Raw genomic sequence first — 14,262 nt, forward strand, 5'->3', positions numbered from 1 at the left:
CGCCGTCATGGTGCCCCCGTGCTGACGAATGTCAACCGCGCAGACCCTGGCACACCCTGGCTGGCCCTGGCAGCCCTCCCCCGCCACCTCAGTGGCTGTGCTTGCCCCCGACCACGATGATCACAAACACGATGCCAACGCCCAGCCACAGCAGTTGCAAGGCGGTGTCCTTGGCCGGCAGGCGTCGCTGCAACTGCGGAATCAGGTCGGCTACCGACACATAAACGAAGCTGCTGGACGCCGCCACCAGCAGGTAAGGAAACATCGACTGCCAGGGGCCAACGACGAAGTACCCCAGCAGCCCGCCCGCCACGGCCGCCAGCCCGGACACCGCATTGAACAGCAGGGCCTTGCGGCGCGAGAAACCGGCATTGAGCAGCACGATGTAGTCGCCCACCTCCTGCGGAATTTCATGCGCCACGATGGCCATGGCGGTGACCCACCCGAGATGATGGTCCGCCAGGAAGGCCGCGGCGATGATGATGCCGTCGCAGAAGTTGTGGATGCTGTCGCCCACCAGCACCGACAGCCCGCCCCGCCCGGCCTGTTCCCGGTCGAAGTGATGATGGTGGTGATGCCCGTCCCCCTCATGGTGGTGGGTATGGCGGTAGAGCTCGGCCTTCTCCAGCAGGAAGAAGAACATCAGGCCGCCCAGCAGCACCAGGAACAGGGTGTGGGGGTCCGCGCCGCTCTCGAACGCTTCCGGCAGCACATGCAGCAGGGCGGTGGACAGCAGCACCCCGGTCGACAGGCTCACCAGATGCTTGACGATGCGGCTCAGCAGCCCGACCGTCAGCATCGCTGCGATCGAGACGGACGCCAGGCCGCCGGCCAGCGTGACCAGCAGGATATAGAACAGGGTCATGGACAAAAAAGGCGCACCACGGAGGGTGCGCCGGTATGGGATCTCAAAATTGTCTCAGACTCGTCAAGCCCCTCCCCGGTGGCGGAGGGGCGAGCATCGCCCATGCTCAAACGCCGTGCTGCTTGAACCAGGCCAGGCACCGGGCCCAGCCGTCCTTGGCGGCCTCGGCGCGGTAGCTGGGACGGTAGTCGGCATGGAAGGCGTGGCCGGCGTCCTTGTAGACCACGAACTCGCTGGCCTTGGCCGCTGCGCTGCCCTGCTGCAGGGCTTCCTGCATGGCCGCCACGCTGGAGACGGGAATGCCGCCATCCTGCCCGCCATACAGGCCCAGCACCGGCGCCTTGAGCTGGCCCACCAGGTCGATGGGGTGCTTGGGCGTCAGCGGGGTGGAGCTGCCTTGCAGTCGCCCGTACCAGGCCACACCGGCCTTCACCGAGGGGTTGTGGGCGGCGTACAGCCAGGTGATGCGGCCGCCCCAGCAAAAGCCGGTGATGCCCAGGTGCCCGGTGTTGCCACCTTGCGCCTTGGCCCAGGCGACGGTGGCGTCCAGGTCGCGCAGCACCTGCTCATCGGGCACCTTGCTGATGATCTCGGACATCAGGCGGGCAATGTCGGAGACCGACTTGGCATCCCCCTGGCGCACGAAGAGGTCGGGCGCCACCGCCAGATAGCCCTGCTTGGCAAAGCGCCGTGCGACATCCGCAATGTGCTCATGCACACCGAAGATCTCGCTGATGACCAGCACCACCGGCGCATTCTTCTTGCCGGCGGGCCGCGCGGCATAGGCCGGCATCTTGAAGTCGCCCACCGGCACGGTCACCGGGCCGGCGTCCAGGCCCTGAGTGTCGGTGGTGATGGTCTGGGCGCTCACCGGCAAGACGGCGGCGGCAAAGCCGCTGCCCACCGCGGTCCCGACAAAGTCGCGACGGCTGAACGAGCGTTGGGGCACCAGGCTGTCGAAATCTTCGGTCGTCATGCAGGTCTCCTTCAAGAACCAGTGGAGGGCCAGGTCGACACGCGCAGGGCGTCGCTGGCCCATTGTTGAGCATGGAAGACAAGAGGCCGGGCGATTCTAGGGGGACGCGTCTGAACGCGCTCGACACGAAAACACCCAGTTTCCCCGCGACAATGCGCCGCATGAATCAAGCGCAAGTCCCCCCCATCCTGGCCGCCATCGACATGGGATCCAACAGCTTCCGGCTGGAGATCGCCCACCTGCAACATGGCCAGTACCGGCGACAGGACTATCTGAAGGAAACCGTGCGCCTGGGCGCGGGTCTGGATGCGCAGAGCATGCTCACCGACGAAGCCAGCGAACGCGGATTGGCCTGCCTGCGCCGGTTTGCGGCGCGGCTGGAAGGCGTGCCGACGCGCCAGGTGCGGGCGGTGGCCACGCAGACCCTGCGGGAGGCTCGCAACCGCAATGCCTTCCTGGAGCGTGCCCAGGACGTACTGGGCTATCCCATCGAAGTCATCTCCGGCCGTGAAGAGGCGCGCCTGATCTACGCGGGGGTGTGCCGGCTGCAGGCGTCGGAAGATCCGCGTCTGGTGATCGACATCGGCGGGCGCTCCACGGAAATGATCCTGGGCCGGGGCACGCAGCCGCTCAAGGCGGAGTCGTTCCAGGTCGGCAGCGTCAGCCTGTCGATGCGTTTTTTCCCGGAAGGACGCTTCACCGCCGAAGCCTTCCGCGCCGCCCAGGTGGCAGCCGGCGCCGAGCTGGAAGAAGCCCTCACCGAATTCGCCCGCCACACCGCCCAGCCCCGCTGGCGCGCGGCGCTGGGCTCTTCCGGCACGGTGGGGGCGGTGGCGCAGATCCTGGCCGCCAATCAACTGTCGGACGGCTCCATCACGCTGGACGGCCTGCGCTGGTGCATCCAGCAGTGCCTGGAAGCCGGCCATGTGGACCAGCTCAAGCTCGCCGGCCTGAAGGAAGACCGCCGCGCGGTGGTGGCCGGGGGGCTTTGCATCCTCTACACCCTGCTGACCCACTTCGACATTGACCGCCTGGTGCCCGCCAAGGGCGCGCTGCGCCAGGGCGTGATCTTCGATCTGGCGGCCCGGCTGGACCCGGCCCTGCTGGGCACCGGGCGCGACATGCGCGAGCAGTCGGTGGCTGAGCTGCAGCGCCGTTTTGCGGTGGACCGTGCCCAGGCGCAGCGAGTGCAGAGCGTCGCCCTGAAGCTGCACCAGCAGTTGCTGCCCAAGGCGGATGAAGAACAGCGTCGCGAGCTGGGCTGGGCCGCGGCGCTGCATGAAATCGGCATGATGGTGTCGCACCACGACTTCCACCGGCACAGCGCCTATCTGCTGTCGCATGTGGATGCGCCGGGGTTCTCGCAGAGCCAGTTGCGGCGCCTGGGCGACCTGGCCCTGGGCCAGCGCGGCGGCCTGCGCAAGCTGGACGACCAGTTGCGGGACGAGAGCCTGACGTGGCAGTTGCTGGCGCTGCGGCTGGCGGCGATCAAGTGCCACGCGCGCGGGCAGGTGGACGCGTCCGCCATGCACCTGAGCCGACAGGGTCTGCAGGTGACCATCCGCATGGCCAAGGGCTGGTCGGATGCGCATCCGCGGGCGCATTACCTGCTTCGAGAGGAGCAGGAAGCGTGGGCCAAGCTGGGCCGGGTGCAGCTGGAACTGATCGGTTGATCCGAGACGGGCTGTGCCTCCACGGCCCACAGGCTGGTCCGCCGATCGGACCGCTCAGCCCGCTTTTTTCGCTGTTTCCGCTTATTCCTCTTCCGCGTGGAACAGCCGCATCAGGGCCTGCTGGGCGCTGATGCCATCCACGCCATTGACACGCTGCGACGTGCCGTCGGAGCGCAGCTGCCACGCGTCGCGCGTGTCGTGCAGGTAGGGCACCAGGCCCTCGTCGATCACCCGCTGGCGGAGTTTGGGATCGGTCACCGGCCAGGCCACCTCGATGCGACGCAGCATGTTGCGGCTCATCCAGTCGGCGCTGGACAGGTAGAGCGATTCTTCCGCCTCGGTCTTGCCCCAGCGGAAATAAAAGATCCGGGAATGCTCCAGGAAGCGGCCCACGACCGACCGCACCAGGATGTTGTCGGTGATGCCGGGCAGTCCGGGAGGCAGCATGCAGGCGCCACGCACGATCAGGTCGATGCGCGCGCCCGCTTGTCCAGCGCTGATCAGCGACTGGATCAGCTCCGCATCGGTCAGCGCATTGATCTTGAGCACCACCCGCGCCGGCTCGCCGCGCCGCGCGGCGGCCTCCACCAGGGCCAGCGTCTCGCACATGGTGCGATGCAGGTTGAACGGAGCCAGCAGCAGCTTGCGCGGCGCCTTGAACTTGGACAGTGACGCCAGCTGACGGAAGACCAGGTCCATGTCGGAGGTCAGGTCGGCGTCCGCGGTGAGGTAGCCAAGGTCGGTGTAGAAACGGGCCGTCTTGGGGTTGTAGTTGCCGGTGGACAGGTGGCCATACCGCCGCAGCCGGCTGCCCTCGCGCCGGGTGATCAGCATCAGCTTCGCATGGGTCTTGAGGCCCACGATGCCGTACACCACCTGCGCGCCAACCGCTTCCAGCCGCTCCGCCCAATTGATGTTGGCCTCTTCATCGAAGCGGGCCTTGAGCTCCACCACCGCCAGCACTTCCTTGCCACGCCGCGCCGCCTCGATCAGCAGGTCGGCCAGCACCGACTGGCTGCCGGTGCGGTAGATGGTCTGCTTGATGGCCAGCACATCGGGGTCTTCCACCGCCTCGCGCAGCAACTGCACCACCGGGTCGAAGCTCTCGAAGGGATGGTGCAGCAGGATGTCCCCCTTGCTGCGCAGCTTGTCCAGGATGGACTTGCCGCGAGGCAGGCGGCGGGTGGGCCAGCTCGGCTCATAGGGCTGAAAGCGCAGGTCGTCGGCGTCGGTCTGGTCGATCAGCTCGTTGAGCCGCACCAGGTTCACCGGGCCGTTCACCCGGTACAGGGCCGCTTCGGGAAGCGCAAACTGCTCCAGCAGGAAACGCGACAGCTCTTCGGGACAGGTGTTCACCACCTCCAGCCGCACCGCCTTGCCGAAATGACGCGTGGTCAGGCCCGAGCGCAGCGCATGGCGCAGGTTGGCGATTTCTTCCTCGTCCACTTCCAGGTCGGAGTCGCGGGTCACGCGGAACTGGGAGAAGGCCTCCACCTGCCGGCCCGGGAACAGCTCTTCCAGATGGGCCCGGATGACGCTGGTGAGCAGCACGAAACTCTGGCCCCCGCTGCTGACCTCGGGGGGCAGCTTGATCACCCGCGGCAGGACCCGAGGCACCTTGACGATGGCGATGCGGGTGTCGCGGCCCAGGGCATCCTTGCCGGACAGGCGGGCCACGAAATGCAGCGACTTGTTGGCCACCTGCGGAAAGGGATGCGCCGGGTCCAGGCCCACGGGCACCAGCAGCGGCCGCACTTCCCGCTCGAAGAAGCGGGCCACCCAGGCGCGCTGCTCGGGCGTGCGGTCGGCGTGGTTGAGGATCTGGATGCGGTGCTCGCGCAGGGCGGGCATGACCTGGTCGTTGAAGATGCCGTATTGCTGGTCGATCAGTTCATGGGCGGCGCGGGCCACGCGCTCCACATCCCGGGAGGTGACCAAGCCGCTGCCGTCGCGCTGCGCGTCCAGCATGTCGGCAAAACGAACCTCGAAGAACTCGTCGAGGTTGGACGACACGATGCAGATGTAGCGCAGCCGCTCCAGCAGCGGGACGTCGCTGCGCTGGGCCTGGGCCAGGACGCGACGATTGAACTCGAGGATGGCTTGTTCGCGATTGAGCAGGGAAACGGCAGACGAGGTCATGAAGTGATTCTATGAAGCTATCGTGACAGACCCATGACCTGAAAGAGCCCCCTGTCTGTGACGCGCGGCGGCAGGCGTACGCTGCGGTGGCCCGCATGGGACTTCAGTCAAGCGGGTGTGCGCAGTGCCTCGACCACCTTGACTGCGGATTCGGCACGCTCCCGCTGCCGCTCGCTCCAGTCCAGGATTTCCAGATGACCGTCCGCATGCTCGACGAGTGCGGTCAGGCTCTCCACCCAGTCGCCGTCGTTGGCGTAGAGGATGCCGTCGATGTCCCGCAGCTCGGCATGGTGGATGTGTCCGCACACGACGCCCTGCACGCCGCGCTTGCGCGCCTCCTTGGCCAGGGCCTCTTCGAAGTCGTTGAGGTAGGACACCGCCCGCTTGACCTTGAGCTTCAGATACTTGCTCAGGCTCCAGTACGGCAGCCCCATGCGGGCCCGGAGCGAATTCAGGTGGCGGTTGAGCTTGAGGGTGAACTCATAGGCCGAATCCCCCACATGGGCCAGCCATTTGGCACACTGGATCACGCCATCAAACAGATCGCCGTGGGTGACCCAGAGCTTGCGGCCGTCGGCGGTTTCGTGGATCCATTCATGGGCCACTTCAATGCCGCCGAAGCTGTGATTCAGGTACTTGCGGGCAAACTCGTCGTGATTGCCCGGCACGTAGATCACGCGGCAGCCTTTGCGGGCCTTGCGCAGCAGTTTCTGCACCACGTCGTTGTGGGCCTGCGGCCAATACCAGCTGCGGCGCAGCTGCCAGCCGTCCACGATGTCGCCGACCAGGAACAGCTGCTCGCAGTCCACCTCCCGGAGAAAATCCAGCAGCGCGCGGGCCTGGCAGCCGGGGGTGCCCAGATGCAGGTCGGAAATCCAGACGGTGCGCACGCGGATGGAACCGCCATCTTCCGCCTCGGTGGAGGGCGGTTCGGTGGCCGCTGCGGCGGCCATGAGCGTGTCGGTCAGCATGGCCCCATAGCTTGCGGACGTCGCGTGAAACCTTGATGACCGTCAGAGACCGATAATCACGTCCATGCACTTGTTGATTCCCCATGCCAGCGCCCAGGAACCGCACGTCGAGGCGGCCCTGCGGGAGCTGGAACTGCCGGCCCTGAGCGCCTTGCTGGGTCTGCTGACGGCCAGCGAGACGCTGGGCGATGACGACCATGCCCCCCTGCCCCCGCACGAGCGTGCCCTGGCGCGCCTGCGAGGGGTGACGGACGACCTGCCGCCGACGGCGGCCTGGCGCCTGCGCGATGCCGGTGTGGCGCCGGGCGAGGCGGTGTGGGCGCTGGTCACGCCGCTGCATCTGGCGGTCGGCACCGACCAGGTGACGGCACTGGGCGCTGCCACCCTGGGCCTGACGGACGAAGAGTCCCGCGCTTACCTCGACGCGCTCACGCCGCAGGTGTTCCCGGCCCATGAGGGATGGGGCACGTTCTGGCTGGCGGCGGATGCCTGGGCGGTGTCGCACCCCTCGCTGGAGGGACAGGAGGCGGCCAGCCCGGACCGCATCCTCAACCGTGCGGTGGAGACCTGGATGCCGCGCGGGCGCCGCTTGCGCACCTTGATGAATGAACTGCAAATGGTCCTGCACGGCCTGAAGCTGAATGAGGAACGCGATGCAAGAGGCCTGCGTCCGCTGAACGCGGCCTGGATCAGCGGCTGCGGCCGAGACCGTGGGCAGGCGCTGCCCGAGGATCTGCTGGTGGACCACAGCCTGCGGGGCCCGATGATGAGTGGCGACCTGCAGGCCTGGGGCGAAGCCTGGAAGGCGCTGGATGCGGGCCTGCTGTCGGAGGCCTTGCGGCATGTGAAGGGCGGCGGCGCCTTGCAGCTCACGCTGTGCGGCGAACGGTCGGCCCGGCGCTGGGAGCGCCGGGCTGCGGGTGGATGGCAGCGCCTGAAAGAGCGCTTCACGCCGGCGCGGGTGAGCGTGGCCGATGCGATGGAGGGGCTGTGAGCATGACCGCCGCGAACCCGACCTCCTCGAGCCCTCGCGGCCCTCGCATCCTGACGCGAGACGTGCCGCCGGACCAGGTCTTTGCGCTGCAGCAGGCCGGCCTGTCGCCGTTGCTGGCGCGACTGCTGGCGGCGCGCGGGGTGGTCTCCGCCGAAGAACTGGACGCTGATCTCAAGCATTTGCTGCCACCGGACGGTCTGCTGGGCATCCAGGCTGCGGCGACGCTGCTGGCCGACGCGCTGACTCAGAGCGACCGCATCTGCATCGTTGCCGACTACGACTGCGACGGTGCGACGGCCTGTGCGGTCATGCTGCGCGGCCTGACGATGCTGGGGGCGCGGCCGGGCAGCGTCTGCTATGTGGTGCCGGACCGCGCGGTGCATGGCTACGGCCTCACGCCGACGATTGTCGAGCTGGCCCTGCAGCACCAGCCGCAGCTGCTGGTGACTGTGGACAACGGCATTGCCAGCCATGCGGGTGTGGCTCATGCGCGGGCGCTGGGCCTGAAGGTGCTGGTCACGGACCATCACCTGCCGGCCGTGGATGCGGACGGTGTGGCCACCGTGCCGGAGGCGGATGCCCTGGTCAACCCGAACCAGCCGGGCTGCACCTTCCCCAGCAAGAACATGGCGGGTGTCGGTGTGGCCTTCTATGTTCTGCTGGCGCTGCGCGGCGAAATGCGCCGGCGCGGCGCTTACGCCGATGGTGCACAACCGCGTCTGGACGGCCTGCTGGACCTCGTCGCCCTGGGCACGGTGGCGGACGTCGTCAAGCTCGATGCCAACAACCGGCGCCTGGTGGCGCAGGGCCTGCGACGCATGCGGGCCGGCCGCATGCAGCCGGGTGTGGCGGCCTTGTTCACGGCGGCGGCGCGTGACCCTTTGCGGGCCAACAGTTTCGACCTGGGTTTTGCGCTGGGGCCTCGCATCAATGCGGCGGGCCGCCTGGCCGACATGACGATGGGCATCACCTGCCTCACCACGGATGACAGTGGGCAGGCTCTGGAACTGGCCAAGGAGCTGGACCGCATCAACCGCGAGCGCCGGGACATTGAAGCCGGCATGCAGGAACAGGCGCTGGCGCTGCTGGACCGTCTCATGGACGACCCGCGCCTGAACGGCGCGCCGCCGCCCGCACTTGCGCTCTTTGATGAGGACTTCCACGAAGGCGTGGTGGGCATCGTGGCCTCCCGCATCAAGGACCGCCTGCACCGACCCGTCTTCGTCTTCGCACGCGGCGCGGATGGCCAGCTCAAGGGCTCGGGCCGATCCATCCCGGGCTTTCACTTGCGCGACGCGCTGGACCTCGTCTCCAAACGCCACCCGGACCTCCTGCGCAAATTCGGCGGTCATGCCATGGCGGCGGGCTGCACCCTGGCGCCTGGCGGCGTCGAGGCCTTCGGCGCTGCCTTCGAGCAGGTCGCGCGTGAGTGGCTGGACGAAGCGGCCCTCACCCGCACCTTGCGTACCGACGGCCCTCTGCCAGCGGAGGCCTTCTGCGTCGAGACGGTGCAGGAACTCGAAGCGCAAGTCTGGGGCCAGGCCTTTGAAGCGCCCCTGTTCTGCGACAGTGTTCAGGTCGTCCACCAACGGATTGTGGGCGAGCGCCACCTCAAACTTCGCCTGCGCCAGGGTGCGTTGCTGCGTGATGCCATCTGGTTTGGCCGCACGGAGTCGCTGCCGGAGCAGGTCACGCTGGCCTACCGGCTCACGCTGAACGAATACCAGGGCCAACAGAACGTCCAGATGGTGGTGGAGGCGATGGCCGACTGAACCATCACGCGCCCAGCGAGCGCCTCACCCACTCCACGATGGCCTGGGCCGGCATGGCGCCGGCCTGACGCGCCACTTCCTTGCCATCAAGAAACAGCAGCAGCGTGGGAATGCTGCGAATGCCGTACTGCGCGCTTTGCTGAGGGGCGCGGTCGGTATCGAGCTTGATGAAGCGCAGCTCCGGCAGCATCTCTGCGGCCTTCTCGAAATGGGGCGCCATGCTGCGGCAGGGCCCGCACCACGCGGCCCAGCAATCCACGACGACCGGCAGCTCTGTGCCGGCCACGTACCGGTCAAACACTTCGGCGGACACATCCACGGGACGCGCGGCCATCAAAGGCGTGCCGCACTTGCCGCAGTCTGGCGCATCGGCCAGCCGTTCGCGAGGGACGCGGTTCTTGGCACCGCAGGATGGGCAGACGATGTGAAGGCTGAGCGCTTGGGTGGAGGTGTCCATGTTGAAGTCCTTGCGCGGGTCAGGCGGATGCTCACCTGCGGCAAATCAGATGCCCTGCATCATGCCCAAAACTTTGCCGGTTGGACTCCCCCGTTTGGAAGCGTCCTGAAGGGGGTGGCGCCGATCACGTCCCCTCCCACACAGTCTTCGGTTCGAGGAAACCGCCGACCCGGTGCCCTTTTCCGGAAGTTAAGAAGGGAATGGCCCGCGAAGCGGGACAGGAATGACATGGAGGAAAAGGGTGCCGGGTCGGCGGTTTCCGGCGCGCCCGCAAAGAACGCGCCCCCAGACAGGAATGCAACTTGCCGCCGAAGCACTCAACAGCGCTTTTGAGTGTGTCTCGCTTCAAAGCGATCGCGCTCAAGTCGCCCCTCCACTCCTGAAAGGACATCCCCATGCCGAACTACAAAGACGACGGAAAACTCTGGGTCCTGGTTGCTGACGAAGGTGTCGCACGCCTGCTGAGACTGCCGGAAGAAGGTGGCGATCTGGAGGACGTCACCACCCTGACCGATGCGGCCGCTCATGCCGACAAGGCGGACCTTCGCCGCGATGCTGAGGGCCGTCGTGGCAACAGCACCACTTCGTCGGCGGGCGTGGATGAGCTTCACAAGGAAGCGATGGACTTCTCCACCCGTGTCGCCCGCACCCTGGATGATGGCTACAACAACGGCGACTTCACCCAGCTGCGGATTGTGGCGGCGCCCCGATTCCTGGGCTTGCTGCGCAAATCGCTGAGTGCGAACGTCAGCAAGCTGGTGATTGACGAGACCAACGTGGACGTCGTCCACGAAAGCCTGGGCGCGCTGACCACCCGCCTGTTCCCGGAGCGCGACTTCAGCCAACGCAAGGCGTGAGGTCTGAGCGGCCAACGCCCTGGAGGCGTTGGCCCCTTAAAACGACACGACGATGTCACTCCACCCCCTGGCGTAACAACTTGTCAACAGCATGACACAGGAGGCCCCAAAAATGGGGACAGCCCCTCGCCCCCACCGTCATGCCCCCCACCCATCTTCTCCCGCCCGATCCTCTGGCCGTGGTCCTGTCCGCCGTCATCCGGGACGCCCGTCTCGACATCCACTTCCAACCGCTGATTGAAGTCGACCGCGCCCGAATTCTCGGCTTCGAAGCCCTCACCCGCGGCCCAGCCGGCACCCCGCTCCACGCCCCACTGGCGCTCTTCGAAACCGCTGCCCGCCTCGGCCGCCTCGTCGAACTCGAGCGCCTCGTCGTGCGCCGCGCCATCCGCCGGTTCAAGGAACTCAACCTCCCCGGCCAGCTCTTCCTCAACCTTACCGCGGACACCCTGCTGGCCACCGGCGAGCAAGGCACCCTCATCGCCCGCGAATTCGCGCAGCTCGACCTGCCCGCCTCCCGCGTCGTCATCGAACTCACCGAAACCCGACCCATCCTGGAGCCCGAACGCCTGCAGGACAGCATGCGCAGCCTGCGCGAGCTCGGCTTTGTCGTCGCCCTGGATGACCTGGGTGAGGGCTTTGCCAGCCTCAAACGCTGGATGGACATCCGTCCCGACTTCGTCAAGATCGACCGCCACTTCATCGACGGCATCGCCCTGGACCCCCTCAAGCAGCAGTTTGTGCGCTCCATTTTGGAAATGGCGGCCACCAGCGGCTGCACCGTCGTTGCCGAAGGCCTGGAGCAACTGGGCGACCTGACCGTGCTGCGCCGCCTGGGCGTTCCCGTCTGCCAGGGCTACCTGCTCGCCCGCCCCTGCGCCGACCCACGGTCGGTCCTGCACACCGACGTCGACGCCCTGCTCACCCCGGAACACCGCCGCCGCAGCACCGACTGGCGCCGGCTTCCGCCCGACGCCATCACCTCCGCCGCCCAGCTAGCGCGCCGCAGCCACACCGTCACGCCCAAGCTGTCGTGCCAGGCCGTCGTCGACATGTTCCAGCGCGACGAACAGCTCTTCTCCATGCCGGTGCTGGACGCCGCCAACCGGCCCATCGGCCTGCTGCGATCGCTGCAGGTCCTCAAACGCAGCGCGGAGCGCTACTTCATGGACATCCATGAAAAACGCAGCTGCACCGCGCTGATGGATGCCCAACCGCTCATCTTCGATGCCGGCACCTCCCTGCGGGACATGAGCGAAGCCATCGCCAGCCTGGACGACCGCCTCATGGTGGACGGCTTCATCGTCACCCGCGACGGGGAGTATTTCGGCACCGGCCGCAGCACCGACCTCCTCAAGGCCGTCTCCGACCTGCAGGTCCACAGCGCCCGTTACGCCAATCCGCTCACCTTGCTGCCCGGCAACGTGCCCACCGACCAGCACCTCGACGCCCTGCTCCACGAAGGGGGCGACTTCGTGGCCGTGGCCTGGGACATCGACCACTTCAAGCCCTTCAACGACGTCTACGGCTATGCCGCGGGCGACGACATCATCAAGCTCTGCGCCCAGATCCTGGTCAGCGCGGGCGACCCGGAGCTGGACTTCATCGGCCACATCGGCGGCGACGACTTCGTCATGGTGCTGAGTTCTGCCGACTGGCAGGCCCGCCTGCAGCAGGTCTGCCGCGAGTTCGACCGTCAGGTGCGGCCCTTCTTCTCTGCCGAGCATCTGGCCCTGGGGGGCTACATCACCCTCAACCGCCAGAACCAGGAGTCCTTCAACCCGCTGCCCACCCTCAGCGCGGGCGTGATCCAGGTGCAGCCGGGCATGTTCGACGGCGTACGCGCCCTCTCGGCCGCACTGGCCGAGCCCAAGCATGTGGCCAAGTGTGGCACCGGTCCCAGCCGCTATTTCGTGGACCGCAGGCGGGGTATCGGAGATGCGGGACGCTCCAGCCTCATGGGGCTCCTAGAATCGGTGGGGTGAACACACCTCTGCATGCCCTGTCCAACGCCGATCTGCATTGCCACTCCGTGGTGTCGGACGGCACGCTGACGCCGGAACTGCTGGCGGCCCGTGCCCAGGCGAACGGCGTGGAACTCTGGGCCCTGACCGACCACGACGAGATCGGCGGCCAGCAGCGCGCCATCGAGGCAGCCCGGGCGCAGGGCTTGCCCTACATCACCGGTGTGGAGGTCTCGGTGACCTTCGCCGGCAAGGTGGTGCACATCGTGGGCCTGGGGTTTGATCACACCAATGAACAGCTGCAAAACGGCCTGCGTGCCACGCGCGGCGGCCGGGGGGCTCGGGCGCAGGACATGTCCGACGACCTGGCCCGCGCCGGCATCAAGGGTGCCTATGAAGGCGCGCTGAGGTACGCCGGCAATCCGGAGCTGATCTCCCGCACCCACTTTGCGCGCTTCCTGGTCGAGTCGGGGCATTGCACCGATGTGCCGGATGTCTTCCGCCGCTACCTCACCGAAGGCAAACCTGGCTTCGTGCCTCACAAGTGGGCGACGCTGGGGGACACGGTGCGCTGGATCCGCGAGGCGGGCGGGCTGGCCGTCATTGCCCATCCGGGCCGGTATGGCTTCACCCCGACCGAGGAATATGCGCTCATCACCGAATTCATCGGCCATGGCGGGCGTGGCATCGAAGTGGTGACGGGCAGCCACACGGCGGCGGATGTCTTGCAGTACACGGAGACGGCGCTGGAATTTGACCTGCTCGCGTCACGCGGCTCGGACTTCCACAGTCCGGAAGAGAGCCGTGTAGACCTGGGCAAGCTGGAGGATCACCTCTCGGGCCGGCTGACGCCGGTCTGGAGCGTGCTCCAGGACCGCATTCACTGGCCTTTGGCCCACTGACACCCCATGGCCCAGATCTTTGAAGTCCACCCCGACAACCCTCAGGCCCGTTTCCTGAGGCAGGCCGCGCAGATCCTGGACCAGGGCGGCATCGGCGCCATTCCGACCGATTCCAGCTATGCGCTGGTCTGCCGTCTGGACGACAAGGCGGCGGCGGAGGCGCTTCGCCGCATCCGGGGCGTGGACGACAAGCACCACATGACGCTGCTGTGCCGCGACCTGAGCGAGCTGGGCAGCTACGCCCGCGTGGACAACAAGCAGTACCGCCTGCTGAAGAATGCGACGCCGGGCCCGTTCACCTTCATTCTGGAGGCGACCAAGGAAGTGCCGCGTCGCCTGTCGCACCCTTCGCGCCGCACCATCGGCCTGCGAGTGCCGGACCACCGCACGACGCAGGACCTGCTGGCCCTGATCGGCCAGCCGCTGCTGGCCACGACGCTGATACCGCCGGGCGAGTCCGACCCGCTCAACGACCCGGACGACATCACGCAGCGTTACGACAAGCTGGTGCAAGTGATCATCAACGCCGGGGCCTGCGCCATGCAGCCCACCACGGTGATCGACCTGACCGAGGAGCCCCCGGTGCTGGTGCGCCGCGGCAGCGGCGACCCGGCCCTGCTGGGCTTGGAGCTGCAGGACCAGGACGCCTAAACAGGAGCGAAGCGACTGGGGGGCCCATCAAGCCACACCCG

At 67.2% G+C, this 14,262-nt stretch carries 12 protein-coding genes; 7 read left to right on the forward strand and 5 right to left on the reverse strand.

The window, feature by feature from the left end:
* Window positions 1–88: 88 nt before the first annotated feature.
* Together DES44_RS22165 and DES44_RS22170 are read right to left on the reverse strand one after the other, a co-directional pair.
* Complete coding sequence (locus tag DES44_RS22165) at window positions 89–865, reverse strand: ZIP family metal transporter (protein ID WP_058934466.1); 777 nt, start codon at window positions 863–865, stop codon at window positions 89–91.
* A gap of 106 nt (window positions 866–971) precedes the next feature.
* On the reverse strand, window positions 972–1,841 hold the full coding sequence (locus tag DES44_RS22170; RefSeq protein WP_058937292.1) for a dienelactone hydrolase family protein: 870 nt from the start codon (window positions 1,839–1,841) through the stop codon (window positions 972–974).
* A gap of 161 nt (window positions 1,842–2,002) precedes the next feature.
* Between DES44_RS22170 and DES44_RS22175 the strand changes: the two genes are divergently transcribed.
* Window positions 2,003–3,514, forward strand: a complete 1,512-nt coding sequence (locus tag DES44_RS22175) for a Ppx/GppA phosphatase family protein (protein WP_232309965.1) — start codon at window positions 2,003–2,005, stop codon at window positions 3,512–3,514.
* 81 nt (window positions 3,515–3,595) lie between these two features.
* Here the strand turns inward: DES44_RS22175 and ppk1 are convergent, their stop codons facing one another.
* The gene (ppk1, locus tag DES44_RS22180; RefSeq protein WP_058934464.1) at window positions 3,596–5,653 is read right to left on the reverse strand and encodes a polyphosphate kinase 1; all 2,058 of its coding nucleotides are present in this window, start codon (window positions 5,651–5,653) and stop codon (window positions 3,596–3,598) included.
* A gap of 107 nt (window positions 5,654–5,760) precedes the next feature.
* Window positions 5,761–6,606: a UDP-2,3-diacylglucosamine diphosphatase gene (locus DES44_RS22185; RefSeq protein WP_058937291.1), complete on the reverse strand. Its 846-nt coding sequence runs from the start codon at window positions 6,604–6,606 to the stop codon at window positions 5,761–5,763.
* Window positions 6,607–6,688: 82 nt separating this feature from the next.
* Here DES44_RS22185 and DES44_RS22190 point away from each other — a divergent pair, with 82 nt between their 5' ends.
* Together DES44_RS22190 and recJ are read left to right on the forward strand one after the other, a co-directional pair.
* Window positions 6,689–7,618 (forward strand): hypothetical protein, encoded by a 930-nt coding sequence (locus tag DES44_RS22190; protein ID WP_058934463.1) that lies wholly within the window; start codon window positions 6,689–6,691, stop codon window positions 7,616–7,618.
* Window positions 7,619–7,620: 2 nt separating this feature from the next.
* Window positions 7,621–9,390: a single-stranded-DNA-specific exonuclease RecJ gene (gene recJ / locus DES44_RS22195; RefSeq protein ID WP_058934462.1), complete on the forward strand. Its 1,770-nt coding sequence runs from the start codon at window positions 7,621–7,623 to the stop codon at window positions 9,388–9,390.
* 4 nt (window positions 9,391–9,394) lie between these two features.
* Here recJ and trxC read toward each other — a convergent pair whose 3' ends face one another.
* A complete protein-coding gene (gene trxC / locus DES44_RS22200; protein WP_058934461.1) occupies window positions 9,395–9,847 on the reverse strand; it encodes a thioredoxin TrxC in 453 nt (150 codons plus the stop codon).
* 395 nt (window positions 9,848–10,242) lie between these two features.
* On the opposite strand from trxC, the gene DES44_RS22205 reads away from it, so the two are divergent.
* From DES44_RS22205 to DES44_RS22220, 4 genes are all read left to right on the forward strand, one after another.
* On the forward strand, window positions 10,243–10,704 hold the full coding sequence (locus tag DES44_RS22205; RefSeq protein ID WP_058934460.1) for a host attachment protein: 462 nt from the start codon (window positions 10,243–10,245) through the stop codon (window positions 10,702–10,704).
* A gap of 140 nt (window positions 10,705–10,844) precedes the next feature.
* Window positions 10,845–12,689 carry a GGDEF domain-containing protein gene (locus DES44_RS22210; RefSeq protein ID WP_083525454.1) on the forward strand — a complete coding sequence of 615 codons (1,845 nt, stop codon included), beginning with the start codon at window positions 10,845–10,847 and terminating at the stop codon, window positions 12,687–12,689.
* On the forward strand, window positions 12,677–13,570 hold the full coding sequence (locus tag DES44_RS22215) for a 3',5'-nucleoside bisphosphate phosphatase (RefSeq protein ID WP_375137572.1): 894 nt from the start codon (window positions 12,677–12,679) through the stop codon (window positions 13,568–13,570). The genes DES44_RS22210 and DES44_RS22215 overlap by 13 nt, the downstream gene beginning before the upstream one ends.
* Window positions 13,571–13,576: 6 nt before the next feature.
* Window positions 13,577–14,221 (forward strand): L-threonylcarbamoyladenylate synthase, encoded by a 645-nt coding sequence (locus tag DES44_RS22220; RefSeq protein WP_058934458.1) that lies wholly within the window; start codon window positions 13,577–13,579, stop codon window positions 14,219–14,221.
* Window positions 14,222–14,262 lie beyond the last annotated feature (41 nt).

Origin of the sequence: Roseateles depolymerans (assembly GCF_003387155.1) — a bacterium.
Lineage (GTDB): Bacteria > Pseudomonadota > Gammaproteobacteria > Burkholderiales > Burkholderiaceae_C > Roseateles > Roseateles depolymerans.

What these genes read in the sequence shown, in the direction of transcription:
- DES44_RS22165 (WP_058934466.1), bottom strand. Translation starts at nt 865, where the DNA reads ATGACCCTGTTCTATATCCTGCTGGTCACGCTGGCCGGCGGCCTGGCG.
- ppk1 (WP_058934464.1), bottom strand. Translation starts at nt 5,653, where the DNA reads ATGACCTCGTCTGCCGTTTCCCTGCTCAATCGCGAACAAGCCATCCTC.
- DES44_RS22220 (WP_058934458.1), top strand. Translation starts at nt 13,577, where the DNA reads ATGGCCCAGATCTTTGAAGTCCACCCCGACAACCCTCAGGCCCGTTTC.
- DES44_RS22185 (WP_058937291.1), bottom strand. Translation starts at nt 6,606, where the DNA reads ATGGCCGCCGCAGCGGCCACCGAACCGCCCTCCACCGAGGCGGAAGAT.
- DES44_RS22170 (WP_058937292.1), bottom strand. Translation starts at nt 1,841, where the DNA reads ATGACGACCGAAGATTTCGACAGCCTGGTGCCCCAACGCTCGTTCAGC.
- DES44_RS22190 (WP_058934463.1), top strand. Translation starts at nt 6,689, where the DNA reads ATGCACTTGTTGATTCCCCATGCCAGCGCCCAGGAACCGCACGTCGAG.
- recJ (WP_058934462.1), top strand. Translation starts at nt 7,621, where the DNA reads ATGACCGCCGCGAACCCGACCTCCTCGAGCCCTCGCGGCCCTCGCATC.
- trxC (WP_058934461.1), bottom strand. Translation starts at nt 9,847, where the DNA reads ATGGACACCTCCACCCAAGCGCTCAGCCTTCACATCGTCTGCCCATCC.
- DES44_RS22210 (WP_083525454.1), top strand. Translation starts at nt 10,845, where the DNA reads ATGCCCCCCACCCATCTTCTCCCGCCCGATCCTCTGGCCGTGGTCCTG.
- DES44_RS22205 (WP_058934460.1), top strand. Translation starts at nt 10,243, where the DNA reads ATGCCGAACTACAAAGACGACGGAAAACTCTGGGTCCTGGTTGCTGAC.
- DES44_RS22175 (WP_232309965.1), top strand. Translation starts at nt 2,003, where the DNA reads ATGAATCAAGCGCAAGTCCCCCCCATCCTGGCCGCCATCGACATGGGA.